Origin of the sequence: Moraxella sp. CTOTU49803, assembly GCF_032097965.1 — a bacterium.
GTDB classification, from domain to species: Bacteria; Pseudomonadota; Gammaproteobacteria; order Pseudomonadales; family Moraxellaceae; genus Faucicola; species Faucicola tetraodonis.
The window spans coordinates 175,873-191,485 of the sequence record NZ_DAMCJP010000001.1; the positions used below are offsets into that span (position 1 = coordinate 175,873).

Below are 15,613 nucleotides of genomic sequence, written 5' to 3' on the forward strand. Positions count from 1 at the left end.
CAAAATGAGTATGTTACCTTTAACCTTTATGCTGCCGCTGATTGGCTTTCTGATTCTAGCGACCATGCGTGACCGCTTAAGCGAAAACGCAGCCGCAGTGGTCGGTGTCGGCAGTATGGGTTTGGCTGCTTTGTGTGCCTTGATGGCAGGCAGTGATTTTTTAATGAACCATCCACAAGGCGCTGTCATTAATCAGCCGTTGTGGACGTGGATGCAAGTCGGTAGTTTTGCCCCGAAATTTGGTCTCATGCTGGATGGTTTGGGCGTGACCATGATGGGCGTGATTACCGGTGTCGGTTTTTTAATTCATATTTTCGCGTCATGGTATATGCGCGGTGAAACAGGCTACGCAAGATTTTTTAGCTATATGAACCTGTTTGTCGCAAGTATGTTGTTACTTGTGCTTGCTGACAATTTAGTGCTGTTGTACTTAGGTTGGGAAGGCGTTGGTATCTGTTCTTACTTATTGATTGGTTTTTATTATCACGAGCGCGCCAATGGCCGTGCTGCGATGAAAGCCTTTACCGTAACCCGTGTGGGTGATGTGTTCTTAGCGTTTGGCTTATTTTTGTTGTTCCGTGAATTGGGTACGTTAAATATCTCAGATATCAATGCCAATGTATTGCAAATGCTAACGTCGGCAGGGTCAACGGTGACGATTTTTGGTCATAGCTATCCTACTATCAAAGTTGCGGCTGTGATGCTAGTGCTTGGTGCGATGGGTAAATCTGCACAAATTCCGCTACATTCTTGGCTTGCTGATGCGATGGCAGGTCCTACGCCTGTTTCAGCCTTGATTCATGCGGCAACGATGGTTACCGCAGGTGTGTATTTAATTGCCCGTTTACATCCTGTGTTCTTATTGACCCCTGATGTGTTGGCAAGTTGGGTGGGTATCGTTGGGGCAACAACATTGTTGGTTGCTGGTTTCTGTGCGCTTGCACAAACCGATATCAAACGTATCTTAGCTTATTCAACCATGAGTCAAATCGGCTATATGTTCTTGGCATTAGGGGTAGGCGCTTGGCAAGTTGCAATTTTCCACTTGATGACCCATGCGTTCTTTAAAGCTTTATTATTTCTAGGGTCGGGCGCTGTTATCTTGGCTTACCATCATGAGCAAAACATCTTTAAAATGGGTGGGTTGTTTTATAAAAATAAATTCCTATTTGCGGTGTTTGCGATCGGGGGTGGGGCACTTGCTGCGATTCCTTGGATTACGGTGGGTTATTACTCAAAAGATGAAATTATTTGGGAAGCCTTCGCATCAGGTCATATGAATTTATTTTGGATGGCAGTGGTGGGTGCGTTTTTAACCTCGATTTATACGTTTCGTATGATTTGGATTGTGTTCTTTGGTGAAGAAAAAACGCCTATTCACGATCTTAAAGGTTGGACATACTGGCTGCCGCTCGCGGTATTGCTAGTGTTATCAACTGCGGTGGGGGCGATGATTCATCCACCATTAGCAGGCGTATTGCCACAAAGTTTTAGCGTGATTCATCCTGAGGTAGAACATGGTAAGCACACGGCAGAAATGATTGTGATGGCTGCGATGTTGGCGGGGTTGATTGTGGGTGCTTTCTTGTTTGCCCTAGATAAAGGTCGCATCGTGAGTAAGTTTAACCAAACAGGTTTGGGCCGTGCGCTTAATTACTGGTGCTATCATGGTTTAGGTTTTGATGCTTTGTATGACATTGTATTTGTTAAACCATTCTTATTGATTGGTAAGTTGATTAAAATTGACCCGATTGACCGCACTTGGAATATTTTACCAGCCCTATCGTTGGCAGGTAACCGAGTGGCGACATGGTTCCAATCAGGCTCGATTCGTGGGTATGCTGCAAGCTTCGGTCTTGGCATGGCAGTATTGTTGGTGTTGGTAATGATGATGATAGGGAAGTAACAGTTATGCAAAATAATCTCTTATTACCCGCCTTGATATTTATTCCAATCATTGCAGGTTTTCTGTGCTGGTTGGTTGAAAAAGTTGATGAACGTTTACCTCGTTGGATTGCGTTCCTTGGCATGCTATTAACGTTTTTGATTACGGTAGCTATTTGGCAAAACGGTAACTTTATTGGTTCAGCACAAACCATTGCTGAGGTGACTGCTAAACCGACTTGGTTGGCAGAGTTTCAATTACCTTGGATGCCCTCATTGGGGGTCAGTTTCCATCTAGCCATTGATGGGTTATCGCTGTTGATGGTGAGCCTAACAGCCTTCTTAGGTATGATGGCGGTGGCGTGTTCATGGGGTGAGATTACTCGCCGTGTGGGCTTCTTCCATCTTAATCTACTTTGGAGCTTGGGCGGTGTTATTGGTGTTTTCCTAGCAATCGATATGTTCTTGTTCTTCTTCTTTTGGGAGATGATGTTAGTTCCTATTTATTTCTTGATTGCAATCTGGGGACACAATGCGATTGGCGGTAAAACCAAAGAATATGCCGCAACCAAATTCTTTATTTATACCCAAGCATCGGGTCTGATTATGTTGATTGGTATTTTGATTTTGGTGATGATTCATGCATCAACCACAGGTCAAATAACTTTTAACTATATGGACTTGCTAGGTACAGATCTTGGCAAATGGCAATACCCAATCATGCTGATGTTCTTTATTGGCTTTGCGGTTAAATTACCAATTTTCCCACTGCATGGCTGGTTACCCGATGCGCACGCACAAGCACCGACTGCAGGCTCGGTGGATTTGGCTGGTATTTTGATTAAAACTGCGGCGTATGGTTTATTGCGGTTTGTCCTACCACTATTCCCAGAAGCCAGTGCTCAGTTTGCACCGATTGCGATTACTTTGGGGGGTATTGGTATTTTCTACGGGGCTTGGCTTGCGTTTATGCAGCAAGATATCAAGCGGTTACTGGCTTATACCAGTATTTCACATATGGGTTTTGTGGTACTTGCGTTGTATGCCGGTACGTTAATTAGTTTCCAAGGCTTGATGATTCAAATGTTGGCACATGGTCTTAGCTCAGCGGCATTATTTATCATGAGTGGTCAGCTTTATGAGCGTCTACATACCCGTGATTTGAGCCAAATGGGGGGTATGTGGGGTCAAATGCGTTATTACCCACCGTTACTTATGTTCTTTGCCGCGGCATTATTAGGTATTCCAGGTACCGGTAACTTTATTGGGGAGTTCTTAATTCTGTTAGGTTCTTTCGCCTCGCATCCTGTGGCAGTGGTGTTTGCTACCTTTAGCTTAGTCGTTGCCGGTTTATACGCATTAATTATGATTTATAAAGCATTATTTGGTACGCCAACAGCGACGATTGAGAAAATGTCACCGATGCGTGATATCAATGCGCGTGAAGCGGCAATCTTGTTGGTGCTTGGGTTTGGTTTATTATGGTTAGGTCTATATCCCCAATCATTCTTAGATACCTCTGATCACAGTATGCACTGGATTAGTCAGGCATATCATGTCCAGCAAGTTGCACCTACTGCTCAAGAGCCATTTGCTCATATGGAGGTAAAATAGATGAATCCTATTATTCCATTTGCTAGCAATGTGCTCATGCCATTGTTTCCAATGATTTTAATTTCAATCACCACGGTGGTGGTGATGATTGCCATCGCCATGAAGCGTTCAAATTTTGTGGCAGGTACCATCAGTGTGATTGGCCTTAATGCCGCCTTGTTTGTTGTCCTTATACAATTATTGGGTGGCAATCCTGATAGCATGTTGCATGGTCTGTATGAATTATTTACACCATCGCAAGGCTTGATTGCTCCCTTATTTGTAGTGGATAGCTTTGCCCAGTTCAATATGGTGATTATTTTAATCAGCTCGCTTGCGTGCTTTACCTTGGCGTATGGTTACATTGGAGGCTATCGCGATAATAAAGAAGAGTTGTATTTGCTACTGCTTATCTCAACATTGGGCGCGCTGTTTATGGTATGCGCTGATAACTTAGCTTCTTTCTTTGTCAGCTTAGAGTTATTGTCGGTACCGCTATATGGTATGTTGGCTTATACTTATGCGCGTGGTAAATCGTTAGAAGCGGGTTTTAAATACCTCATTTTATCGGCGACAGCCTCTGCTACCATGTTGATGGGTATGGCATTAATCTACTCAAACACAGGTACTTTATCCTTCCGTCAAATTGGTATGGCAATCGTACCCATGTTTCAAAATGGTATCGTTATGCCGATTTTGGTGGTGGGGACTGCATTAATGTTATTTGGTATTGCCTTTAAACTCTCAGCAGTACCATTCCATACTTGGACGCCAGACGTTTACCAAGGTGCGCCTGCGCCTGTGGCGACTTTCTTAGGCAGTGTTTCCAAAGTAGCTATGATGGCGCTAGGATTACGTTTCTTATTGTCTACGGCGACCTTAGCCTTGCCAGCAATCAATACCCTGATTGTGGTGATTGCCAGCTTATCGATGATTATCGGTAACGTACTAGCGCTTCGTCAGCACAATATAAAACGTCTGTTAGCCTATTCATCTATTGCGCACATCGGCTATGTGTTAGCGATTATCAGCGCAGTGAAAGTTGAATCAGCAGGTTTTGTCAGCCTTTACATGGCAGTGTATGCGTTTACCACCATTGGTGCGTTCGGTGTCGTGACTATCATGTCAAGCCCGTACAAACGTCAAGGTGAAGCAGAGTTGGTTGAAAACTTCCAAGGGATTTTTTGGCAACGTCCTGTGCTAACTGCCGTATTGACTGTGATGCTATTATCATTGGCAGGTATTCCATTGACCGCCGGGTTTATCAGCAAATTCTTTGCGATTTTTGCTACGGTTTCAGCGCAAAGTTGGTGGCTCACTGCCATGATTATCGTGGGTAGTGCAATTAGCTTGTATTACTATCTAAATCTTATGGTCACCTTGTTTAGACGTCCCCAAGAAGTACAGCCGCACGATGCGGTCAATCATTGGGGTATTCAAGCAGGCGGCATCATGGTGTTGTTGGTGACGTTAGCGGTATTATACTTCGGTATTTTCCCCGAAACATTATCAAAAATTATCACGCTAGTTCGCATATATTAATCCAATTTTAGTACTGCGACATAAAAAAGCGTATCTTAGTTCATTAAGGTACGCTTTTTTGTTTATAATGATGCAAAAAAATGGTCAAGATAATATGTCAGATGATAAAAGTATTCGCGTTAAAGTGATTGAAGTGACCCGTTGGGCGCCCACCTTGCTAAGTTTTAAAGTCACGCGCCCCGATGGCTTTAAATTTACCGCAGGGCAATTTGTTAGGCTCGGTATCCATGGCAAAGATTTACAATATTTTGCACAAAACCATGAGACCAAATTAATAACTTCTGAGACGCAAGATAAGCCCATTGACCTTGATGGCTATGTGTTTCGCGCGTATTCCGTCGCATCTTCGCCCTATGATGAATTTATTGAATTTTTCTCGGTGGTCATTCCTCACGGGGAATTCACCAGTAAGGTTAATCATATCCAAGTGGGCGATAGTTTATTGCTTAATACCACGCCATTTGGCTACTTGACCTTAGCCCGCTACCAGTTACCCCTACCCAATGATTTATGGTTGCTGGCAACAGGCACGGGTTTAGCCCCATTTTTATCGATTTTAAAGACCATCGAGGTATGGCAGCAATATCAGCGCATTATTTTGGTGTACAGCGCACGCACCTCGCAAGAGCTTGCTTATCAAGCGGAAATTGGCTCGATTAAGTCAATCTATGGCGACAATGGGGCAGCGTTTGTATTTTTGCCCATTGTCACGCGAGAAGCGGATTATACGGGGGAAAAAGCTCGGGTTCCCAATCTGATATTGTCGGGCAAGTTAACCCAGTTGGTAGGGCAAAAACTGGATAAAGAGCGCAGTCATGTGATGTTGTGTGGTAATCCACAAATGGTCGAAGATACCAAAGAAGCCTTAAAATCGCTTGGATTGACCATGAATCGCCGCGGCGAAGGCAATATCGCCGTTGAAAACTATTGGTAAGCACCTCGTTAATTGGCAAAGCACAATCGGTAAAAAATCAGTAGAGCAAAAGCGGTAAAGGATGAGGTTTGATACCGATGAAAAAATTCTAAGCCGCTTTAGTTGCGTTTGCTGTTATTGCAGGATTATCCGCTTCAGTAATCAATTGGTCATTACTACCTATGTTGAGAATTTCACCGACGTTGGCATTGGCTCTCAGCAGTAGTTGCTGTTCAGCAAGATAACCGTGATTTACCTGCACCTTGCGCAGCGTTGCCATGATTTTTTCGTTTTTCTTCAGCCAGCGACCAATATCGAGATACAAGATATCATCTTTTTGGTGCACCAAATTGATTTTCTCCAAAATCATGCCGAGCGGGTCTTTCTTTAACACCCGTTTAAAAAACCAAAGCGCCGCATGAATCGCTTTTGATTTCACATAGGAATCTGAATACAAGGCAATGACATCGGTGTCAGTCAATTGCTGAAATACCAAGCGCTGGCGATAACGGTCAAATTGGGCATGTACCACACCTAAATTGACAGCAAGGTCAGCGAAAATGCCTTTATAGTTAATCGTTGCATACAGTCGAAGCCAGCCTTCATGAATCTCCAGATGCATACTCAATATCGCTTTGACTTTTTCAACCACAAATTTTTGAATGGCCTCGTTTAGCTGTTTTTCGGTGGCGGGCACGATAAACTCTTGACCGGCAAAATCTTCGATTTTCTCATACCACGTTTGCGATTTTTGCATCAGTTCACGTGCGATTTCTTCAGAATGGGTGGCAAAAAATTCATCCAGTTGCGTTTTGCTCGTTATCACGATCGTTTCTCATTTTTTATATTTGTATTGAAAGCTATTATTGTAGTCAGTTTTTGGGCATTGTAAAGTTGCTAATCATAAAGTCATTAATCATAAAGTCGCTGACCCGTCTACAAAAAATCTTGTACCAGTAATTGGTAAACATTGATTGCTACTTATTAATTGCTCACCACTGATTGCTAATGGCGTATGAATTTAGCTTCAGCCAAGGTTTGATTTAATCTATAATATCTGCGCGTTATAATACATGAGTGATTTGTATTTTTTTAGCAAGGTTGTGGAGATAGCGTCGTCATCGTTCAAAGGGTTATATTTTGTTGTATAGCAAAGACAGCCACAGTTATGTTTTTCAAAAGTTAATGCCACATACTACGGCTTGCAAAGACAGCGCCATGCTATTTGCTACCATTATGGCGGTGGCAATTCATGCGGCTGTTATTTTTGGTATACAATTTGAAGATAAAAGCTCACCAACCGCAGCGGTGCAAGAAGTCACCACGGTGTTGACCGAAAATCTGCAAAAGAATGAAAAAGCCGATTTTATCGCCAATGCAGGCCAGCAAGGTGGCGGTGAGTCCAACGAAAAGCTACGGCTTGAAAATAATACCATAAGCCCCTTACAAGACGAAGCAATCAATGAAACCGATGATATCGTGAGTCAAGAACGCCAAACGCGCCAAGAAGCGTTTCAAGAAAGTTATCTACGTACCACGTTAAGCTTTGAAAAAATCCGCAGAGAAAATAATAATAAAAAACAAGATGATAGCGAAAATCTAGCCGCGCAAGAACAACGGGTACAGGCACAAATTGCCACCCTTGAAACCAAAATCAGCAGTAACCGCCAATTACTAGCCAAAAAATCTGCGGTCAAGACTATCAGTAGTAACTCCACCACCACGGGTGAAGCCGCGCGCTATATCGAGAATTTTCGCCAACAAGCCTATCATATTGGCAACCAGCAATATCCCCAAGAAGCCCGCGCCAAAGGCATCAAAGGTGATGTCATGCTGATGGTGATTATCGAGCCTAACGGGCAAGTCAAATCTATCAAAGTGTTACAGTCATCAGGCGCTACCATCTTGGATGAAGCAGCAAAAAATTCGGTGCGTAAAGCCGCGCCATTTGGTAAGTTCTCAAAGGAAATGCAAGATTATTTGGAGCTGCGCATTATCCGTACTTGGCGATTTGGTGATACCTTAACCGTTGATGACCAAAACCCCGCAATTTAACTTTTTAATAACTATGATAAAGGCTGTCCTATGTCAACCGTACTACACAAAGAATTGGCGCTATTTGACCTCGATAACACCCTCATTGATACCGATAGTGACTATATGTGGGGCGAGTTTTTGGTCAAACATCATCTGGTAGAAGAAGCGCTGTATCGTGCTAAAAATCGGGAGTTTTATGAGCACTATATCGCAGGAACGCTCGATGCGGTCGTCTATAATGAGTTTGTGGCAGGCTTTTTAAAACAGCATACTTTAGCCCAGTTACATGAATGGCGTGAGCAATATTTGCAAGATGAAATCGCGCCAAAAGTGCGTCCAAAAGCGGTTAACGCTATCCAATCGCATTTACAAGCAGGGCACGATGTGGTGGTGATTTCTGCCACCAATGCCTTTGTGGTCAAAGCGATTGCTAACAAATTATTTTTGGTAGCGGAAGATAATATTTTAGCCACTGAGCTTGAAGTCACCGAGCAGGGCTACACAGGTAAGGTCGCAGGGCAGCCAAACTTTAAAGAAGGCAAAATCATTCATTTAAAAAATTGGATTGCTCAAAAAAATGCGCAAGGTATTACTTATACCAAAACCTACGCCTATTCGGATTCAAAAAATGATTTGCCGCTATTAGAATGGGCGGATGTAGCGATTGCGGTATGCCCCGATGATACCCTACACGCGCATGCCTTAGCGCATCATTGGGCAGTGGAAGATTGGTCGATGAAAGCGCAGGCGGAATAGGCAACAGCTAAGATGAATCCAGTGACAGATTCAGGTATAATGGCGCATTTTTCATAGTAACACGTTAAGGTAACCTCACATGGAAATCAACCCGTATTTAGAGCATATCAAAGACTTAACTGACCGTGGCAACCAGCTTCGGGGGTATCTTTGACATCGAAGCCAAGCAAGAGCGTTTGGAAGAAGTCAATTTAGAGCTTGAAAACCCAGAATTGTGGAACGACCCAGAGCGTGCCACCAAAATCAGTAAAGAAAAATCGCAGCTTGATAATGTCATTGGCGTGATTACCGCTTTAGATGATAAGTTGGAAGACGCCAAAGCCATGATTGACTTAGCGGTGGAAGCCGATGATGCAACGCTATTGGCAGACGTACAAGCGGAACTCGATGAGGCCGAAGCCAAAGTCGCAGATTTAGAGTTTAAGCGTATGTTTAGCGGCGAGATGGATGGCAACAACTGTTATGTTGATATCCAGTCAGGCTCAGGCGGTACCGAAGCACAGGATTGGGCAGAGATGCTGCTGCGGATGTATTTGCGTTGGTGTGAGTCACATGGATTTAAAGCTGAAATTATGGAACTATCAGCAGGTGGGGTCGCAGGGATTAAAAGCGCATCGATTCATGTCAAAGGTGACTATGCGTTTGGTTGGTTACGTACCGAAATCGGCGTGCATCGTTTGGTAAGAAAATCACCGTTTGATAGCAACAACGGTCGCCACACGTCTTTTGCGGCGGTGTTTGTATCGCCTGAAATCGATGATAATATTGAGATTGATATCAACCCTGCCGATTTACGCATCGATACTTATCGCTCAAGCGGTGCAGGCGGTCAGCACGTTAATACCACAGACTCTGCGGTGCGTATCACCCACCAACCGACAGGTATTGTGGTTGCGTGTCAAAATGAACGTAGCCAACATGCCAACAAAGACACGGCAATGAAAATGCTACGCGCCAAACTGTACGAACGTGAAATGATGCAGCGTATGGAAAAGCAACAAGCGCTAGAAGAAACCAAGTCGGATATCGGTTGGGGTAGTCAAATTCGCTCGTATGTGCTCGATGACTCGCGGATTAAGGATTTGCGTACAGGGGTGGAAACTTCCAATACCCAAGCGGTGCTAGATGGTGATTTGGATAAATTTATCGAAGCGAGCCTAAAAGCAGGGCTTTGATTTAACTGCGCTGCCTACAATAACCCATTGCTAATTTATCCGCACTTGCTAAAATTAGAGGGTCAATTTTTTAGTTGACGCGCTTTTTTTTCATAAGGATTTGATATGCTGTACCAATGGCAAGACAAAAAACCCACCTATCAAGCACCCTTCACAGGCTGGGTCGCAGACTCGGCTGAAATCATCGGCGATGTACATCTAGCTGATAACGTCAGTGTGTGGTTTGGCGCGGTGATACGCGCGGACAATGCACCGATTTATTTGGGCAAAAATAGTAATGTGCAAGAAAACAGTGTGATACACACCGATGAAGGTATCGCCGTCACCATTGGCGAAGGCGTGACGATTGGGCATTTGGCGATGCTACACGGCTGCACTGTTGGTGATAATAGCTTGATTGGTATCGGTGCGATTGTGCTCAATAATGCCCAAATCGGCAAAAATTGCATCATCGGTGCCAATGCGCTTGTCACCGAAAATATGCAAATCCCAGATAATTCCATCGTGATGGGAAGCCCTGCGAAAGTTGTCAAAACCTTGCCGCAGGGGCGCGAAGTGATGCTTCAACTATCCGCATTACATTATGTTGATAAAGCCCATGCTTTTAAAGCAGGACTTAAGCCTCTAGCGATAGTGTATTAAGTTTGATAGCAGTTATTGGAGCATACAGATTAGTGCAAAAAAAGGATAGTGAATGCACGCTCCTTTTTTATGCCGTGTTGCTTTATGCCCTGTTATTCCTGTTACTTGACTATTAAGCAATACGTTGTCTTAACGCTGTAGCACGTTCTACCAACGCCGTGTTGTTGCTGTCTTTGATTTCATCAAGCAAGCGTTTGGCACTGTCGTATTCCCCTAAATTCACATACTGTTCTGCCAAATCTACGTTTAACGTATCCGTGTCGATATCCTTAATGACATCGAGAATCGCTGATAAATCTTCAACAACTGGCGCAGTTGTTAGGCTTGCCTCATTTGCTATCGATGTTGTTTCAGGACTAGCGGTTGGGGTCGTAGTTGTTTGTGTATTTGCTGGAGTGGCTGCCTGAGTAGTTGAGTCATCAAAAGACAAATCAAACATGTCATCTGAGATAAGTAGCGAATCAGATGGTTTAGGGGCGTTGACTTCTGCCAAGTCAACGACAGGCTCAGCGACCGATGGGGTAGCAGGCTTGGCTAGTGAAGCCGCTTCTGCTTGGCGTAGTAATTCATCATCCAAAGCAAACGATGCAATATCTGTGGCTTCATCACTGGCAACCGGTACAGAAGTTGCTGCATCGGAAGGTAGATTGCTAGATGCTTTGGTATCTGACGTGTCAAAGCTTAAGGCTGCTTCTGTAGTAGCGTCATTGGTTGGAGTAACCGCTGGCTCCGCTTTCAAATCAAAGTCGAAATCAAAATCATCTGCGATATTGTTGTCAGCGCTCGGTGCAGCCGTTGGGGGCGTTAGCATTGGCGCTGCAGCAGTTGCGGCATTCGTTGACGGATTATCTGGTAAACTAAAGTCAAAATCAAAATCAAAATCGCTGTCGCTAATAGCATTGTTATTGTTATTGACGTTACTTGCCGAAGTGGTGGTTACAGGTTCCTCTGTCACTGGGGCAACAATTTCGGTAGGTGATTCTAAGACAGGGGCAGCGACAGTCTCAGCGGTCGCGGGCTGTTTGCTAGGTAGATCAAAATCAAAATCGTCAAAAGTTAACTCATTTGATTGTGATTGCGCCGCTGTGGTTTCAGTAGTAGGGTCAGTTTCAGGCGGGACAGGTGTAACAGGGGCGATTTTGGTTTCAGGCACATCGAGTGCAAAGTCAAAATCTAATTCATTATCGGCATTGCTGTTAGCACCATTAGCTAGGGTTGCTGGCTGTGCCGCTTCAGTGACGCTCGGCATGGCAACCTGTGAGGTGCTGTTGATGGCTGGCTTATCACTGTCTTGTTTAAAACCTGGCAAATCAAAATCAAGTCCATCTGATTCAACGGCTTCAGCGGTATGGGTCATCGCTGCGCTGCGTGCAGTTATCCTTTGTTCTTCATCTACCAGCGTTTTTAGGTTATTGGCTTGGGCGTTGAGATTGAGGGTTTGAGCAGCCTGCAAAGTCGTTTGCGGTAGGTCAGGCGCAGCATAGGGGCTTGGTTGCTGTGATTGACGTTGCAGTTCTAGTTCGCGTTGCTGTTCAGCCAAGGTTTTTGGACGTTTGACTTGGGTCTGAGTATCAACCGTTGTCTGGCTCTTACCTTTTTTCATCAAAAAAACGCCAGCAACAATTACCAAAATCACTACTGCTGCGATACCTATCATTATCGGATCCATCTTTCACCTCATCGTTACGGTAGATAGTGATCATTAGGGCATAGCAAGATATAAGCTACCGCTTTATGCGACTAATGAATCACCACAAATTTGTTGTACGGTATGAAATGACACAGCACACAGGCAATATCATCCACGCGCTGTATTATTTTTTGTTTAACTCTTTTAAGCGTTTTTCTAATTGGGCAAGCTTGGTATCTTGTATTTTCAAGCGATTTTCAGCGCCCACTAAGTCTTGATTGAGTTTGTTAACTTTAGTGGCTTGCTGGGCGGTGGCTTGGCGTTTTTGCTGCACTTGCGCCGCCACTTGGGATGACATCCCTTTGCCTGCCTTGTTCTTGGTACTCTGACCTTGTACTGAACCACTGCTATGATTAGGTGCGATGATGGTCATTTCAGATTTTTTAGTTGCTGCGTATGGCCGCGGTGTTTTTTGTGCTTTAAGTGTCTTTTTTGTCGTTTTTGGGGTGGCTGGTTGTCTAGTAGCAGATTTTGGTGCGATGACAGATTTTTTGCTTACGACACGTCTTTTATTTTGACGATATTGTTGTCGCGCTTTATTGGCCGATTTTATCCCAATTTGTGAAGGCACTACTTTGTATTTTGGTATTTGTAATTGGGTATTGGCGACAAGTTTGGTTGGGTCATTATCTGGGAACGCGGTCGGGTTGGCTGCCATGATATCTGTCATCACTTGATCGACATCTTTGCGGTTTGCTGCTGCGATATTACTGGCGATGGTCCAAAGGTTGTCATTGCGCTGTAGTGTATAAGTGGTTGTCTCGCCAATGATTTGCGGGTTCTTGGCGCTATACTTAAATTTGGACTTGTCTGAAGGTTGATTGCCATAATTAGCTGCTGGGCTAGGTAATTGAGTGTCTGCGGCGTTTGTTTGGATGGGGTTTTGTGTTTGTGGCACGGCTGGCGTATAGACCGCGCCATTTGGCCGAATAGCTCGAACCGTTCGCGTCTCTTGAATACGCAAGTAGTCACTGTTTTCGCTAGCCAGGGTCATTGGGGCGGCACCGGCGGGCATACCAGTCGTAGGTAAATTAGGCAGCTGGTTGATGGTGGTTGATGGCAACGTTATCGGCTGCATGGGCATAGGGTCGGGCGACATAACAGGCAACTGCACAGGATTGGCCGAACCTATGACGATGTTTTGCGCCGGTGATTGCAAAGCCGTGGTATTGGCTTGCGTGGTGATTTTTTGTGCGCTGTCGATGGGCATCAACAAGGTTTTTGGCAACGTTTTGGTCACGCCATTTTCCGTGATATTGAGCACCACATCGGTAAATGGGGCATTAATCGGCCGTTTGCTGGTCAATACAATCTGACCGCCATTGCTACTGGTTGGGACAAATTTGATTTGAATATCGGCATCTTTTGACAAGCCTAGCTGGCGATACACATCAGCTTGGGCGGCTGTGACAGAAAAAGTTCTTGGATTGATATCACTGACATTAATACTGGCGTTTAGTGGCTGATTTTGTTGGGTTTGTACATAAGTATCGCCAATATTGACGGCATAAGCGACAATGGGAAGCGATAAGGGAAAACCCAATACCAAGTGTACAGAGTATTTTTGCCAAGACATAAAAAATCCTTGCTGAAGGTATCATAGCCTAGTTAGGGGTGTTAAAAAATGCCTACTTGTGTGGTCGCATGGTAGTCAATATACCGACAGGCAATATTCAAACATCGAATTAATCGATAGTCCAACAACTTGACAAAAGTTTCAGTCAAATTATCTGCTCAACTTTACACTTTTTGTCCAAAACTCTCAATAGTCTGACTCGCTTATTATTGGCATAAAGCTTGGGATAAAGCCCGCTGCTGATAGCAATTTACGCGCGGATTGATACGTGGATTGATGCTTGGATAATGATGCTATACTATGAATACCCTGATAAAGGCAATCCCTGTCTACTGGTCATGGCGTTTTTTAGGGGTAAATAACGGATTAACACTATCAGGTTTATCTACTCAGGCATAAAAAAACACGCCCTAGTCAGCGTGCTTTTTATAAAATAAAACCTTGGGTTTATAATTGATTGCGGATAATCGCAAGTGTGCGGCGTAATGGCTCTGCCGCGCCCCATAACAACTGATCGCCCACGGTAAAGGCGGATAAATATTCGCCACCTAGATTCATCTTACGAAGACGACCTACGGCAACTTTAAGGGTGCCAGTGACCGCCACTGGGGTCAAACGCTCAACGCTTGCTGCTTTGTCATTTTCTACCACATCTAGCCACTCATTGCCACTGTCACGAAGCGCAGCTTCAATTTCTTCTAGAGGGATGTCTTTTTTTAGTTTGATGGTCAAGCCTTGTGAGTGACAACGCATGGCACCGATACGCACGCAGATACCATCAATCGGCACAATGTTGGCATTATTTTTGTCTGCATCATTGCCTAAGATTTTGTTGGTTTCAACACAGCCTTTCCATTCTTCTTTTGATTGACCGTTTTCTAGTTGTACATCAATGTAAGGAATTAAGCTACCAGCAAGCGGTGCACCAAAGTATTGTTTTGGGAAGTCGCTGCTACGTTGTAATTCGGCTACTTTACGGTCAATCTCTAAAATTGCGCCTGCCGGGTTATTGAGTTCGTCTGCAACGCCATCATGGATGTAGCCCATGCCTTTGATAAGCTCACGCATATTATTGGCGCCCGCACCACTTGCCGCTTGGTAAGTCATCGCAGATACCCATTCAACCCAATCACGTTTGAACAGCTCGCCAATCGCCATCAACATCAAAGATACCGTACAGTTACCACCGATAAAGTCTTTTTGACCATTTTTGATAGCGTCATCAATGACATTGCGGTTGACTGGGTCTAGGACGATGATGCTATTGTCAGTCATACGTAGGGTGCTTGCTGCATCAATCCAGTAACCGGTCCACCCTTTATCACGTAGCGGTTGATGGACTTCTTTGGTATAGTCGCCGCCTTGACAGGTAATAATGGCATCACAAGCCGCTAAAGCCGCTAAGTCATGCGCATCTTCAAGCTTGCTAGGGGCAATGCCATTTGGGGTAGGAGCATCGCCACCGGCATTACTGGTAGAGAAAAACACGGGGGTAATCCCTTCAAAGTCGTTTTCATCCATCATACGTTGCATTAATACCGAACCGACCATTCCACGCCATCCGACCAAACCTACGCGTAGCTGACTCATGATAACCCTTCCTTACTGTAAACAAAATAAAATAAATAGTGCAGAAAATCCACATTGATTTTTCAATTAGTAACCTGTTACCTTGCCTGTATTTGTCATGTTTTGCAAGTGAATTTTTTTTTACATGGGGCATCTATTTAGCTATAGATGGTAGGCTGATAGCGATGTCAGGGTGAAAAATAGCGTTTGGCAACACAACTGCAATTTATCAGCTG

Annotated in this window: 12 protein-coding genes; 8 read left to right on the plus strand and 4 right to left on the minus strand. The window is 44.3% G+C overall.

Annotated elements, in window-relative coordinates; genetic code table 11:
* Positions 1-4 precede the first annotated feature (4 nt).
* The 4 genes from nuoL to RT422_RS00780 all read left to right on the plus strand — a co-directional run bounded on the left by nuoL (position 5) and on the right by RT422_RS00780 (position 5,953).
* Positions 5-1,906 (plus strand): NADH-quinone oxidoreductase subunit L, encoded by a 1,902-nt coding sequence (nuoL, locus tag RT422_RS00765; RefSeq protein ID WP_313420877.1) that lies wholly within the window; start codon positions 5-7, stop codon positions 1,904-1,906.
* Between the two features lie 5 nt (positions 1,907-1,911).
* Positions 1,912-3,498, plus strand: coding sequence for an NADH-quinone oxidoreductase subunit M (gene nuoM, locus RT422_RS00770; protein WP_007115478.1), 1,587 nt, complete (start codon positions 1,912-1,914; stop codon positions 3,496-3,498).
* On the plus strand, positions 3,499-5,019 hold the full coding sequence (locus RT422_RS00775; protein WP_060996377.1) for an NADH-quinone oxidoreductase subunit N: 1,521 nt from the start codon (positions 3,499-3,501) through the stop codon (positions 5,017-5,019). It begins immediately after the preceding gene.
* Between the two features lie 94 nt (positions 5,020-5,113).
* On the plus strand, positions 5,114-5,953 hold the full coding sequence (locus RT422_RS00780; protein WP_201664515.1) for a ferredoxin--NADP reductase: 840 nt from the start codon (positions 5,114-5,116) through the stop codon (positions 5,951-5,953).
* A gap of 88 nt (positions 5,954-6,041) precedes the next feature.
* Here the strand turns inward: RT422_RS00780 and RT422_RS00785 are convergent, their stop codons facing one another.
* Positions 6,042-6,758 carry a hypothetical protein gene (locus RT422_RS00785; protein WP_219298900.1) on the minus strand — a complete coding sequence of 239 codons (717 nt, stop codon included), beginning with the start codon at positions 6,756-6,758 and terminating at the stop codon, positions 6,042-6,044.
* A 392-nt stretch (positions 6,759-7,150) separates the two neighbouring features.
* Between RT422_RS00785 and RT422_RS00790 the strand changes: the two genes are divergently transcribed.
* The 4 genes from RT422_RS00790 (at position 7,151) to RT422_RS00805 (ending at position 10,542) form a co-directional block, all read left to right on the plus strand.
* On the plus strand, positions 7,151-7,987 hold the full coding sequence (locus tag RT422_RS00790) for an energy transducer TonB (protein ID WP_313420881.1): 837 nt from the start codon (positions 7,151-7,153) through the stop codon (positions 7,985-7,987).
* A 30-nt stretch (positions 7,988-8,017) separates the two neighbouring features.
* On the plus strand, positions 8,018-8,725 hold the full coding sequence (locus RT422_RS00795; RefSeq protein ID WP_313420883.1) for an HAD family hydrolase: 708 nt from the start codon (positions 8,018-8,020) through the stop codon (positions 8,723-8,725).
* A gap of 79 nt (positions 8,726-8,804) precedes the next feature.
* Positions 8,805-9,900 (plus strand): peptide chain release factor 2 gene (gene prfB / locus RT422_RS00800; protein WP_099807750.1). Its coding sequence is split into 2 segments (ribosomal slippage): positions 8,805-8,876 and positions 8,878-9,900, totalling 1,095 coding nucleotides; the frame shifts between segments, so codons are not numbered across the junction.
* Positions 9,901-10,005: 105 nt separating this feature from the next.
* A complete protein-coding gene (locus RT422_RS00805; protein ID WP_313420885.1) occupies positions 10,006-10,542 on the plus strand; it encodes a gamma carbonic anhydrase family protein in 537 nt (178 codons plus the stop codon).
* Positions 10,543-10,654: 112 nt separating this feature from the next.
* Here the strand turns inward: RT422_RS00805 and RT422_RS00810 are convergent, their stop codons facing one another.
* The 3 genes from RT422_RS00810 to asd form a co-directional block, all read right to left on the minus strand.
* Positions 10,655-12,199: a hypothetical protein gene (locus tag RT422_RS00810; protein WP_313420886.1), complete on the minus strand. Its 1,545-nt coding sequence runs from the start codon at positions 12,197-12,199 to the stop codon at positions 10,655-10,657.
* Positions 12,200-12,356: 157 nt separating this feature from the next.
* Positions 12,357-13,808, minus strand: a complete 1,452-nt coding sequence (locus RT422_RS00815; RefSeq protein WP_313420887.1) for a hypothetical protein — start codon at positions 13,806-13,808, stop codon at positions 12,357-12,359.
* A gap of 447 nt (positions 13,809-14,255) precedes the next feature.
* Positions 14,256-15,398 carry an aspartate-semialdehyde dehydrogenase gene (gene asd, locus RT422_RS00820; protein ID WP_313013166.1) on the minus strand — a complete coding sequence of 381 codons (1,143 nt, stop codon included), beginning with the start codon at positions 15,396-15,398 and terminating at the stop codon, positions 14,256-14,258.
* Positions 15,399-15,613: the final 215 nt, after the last annotated feature.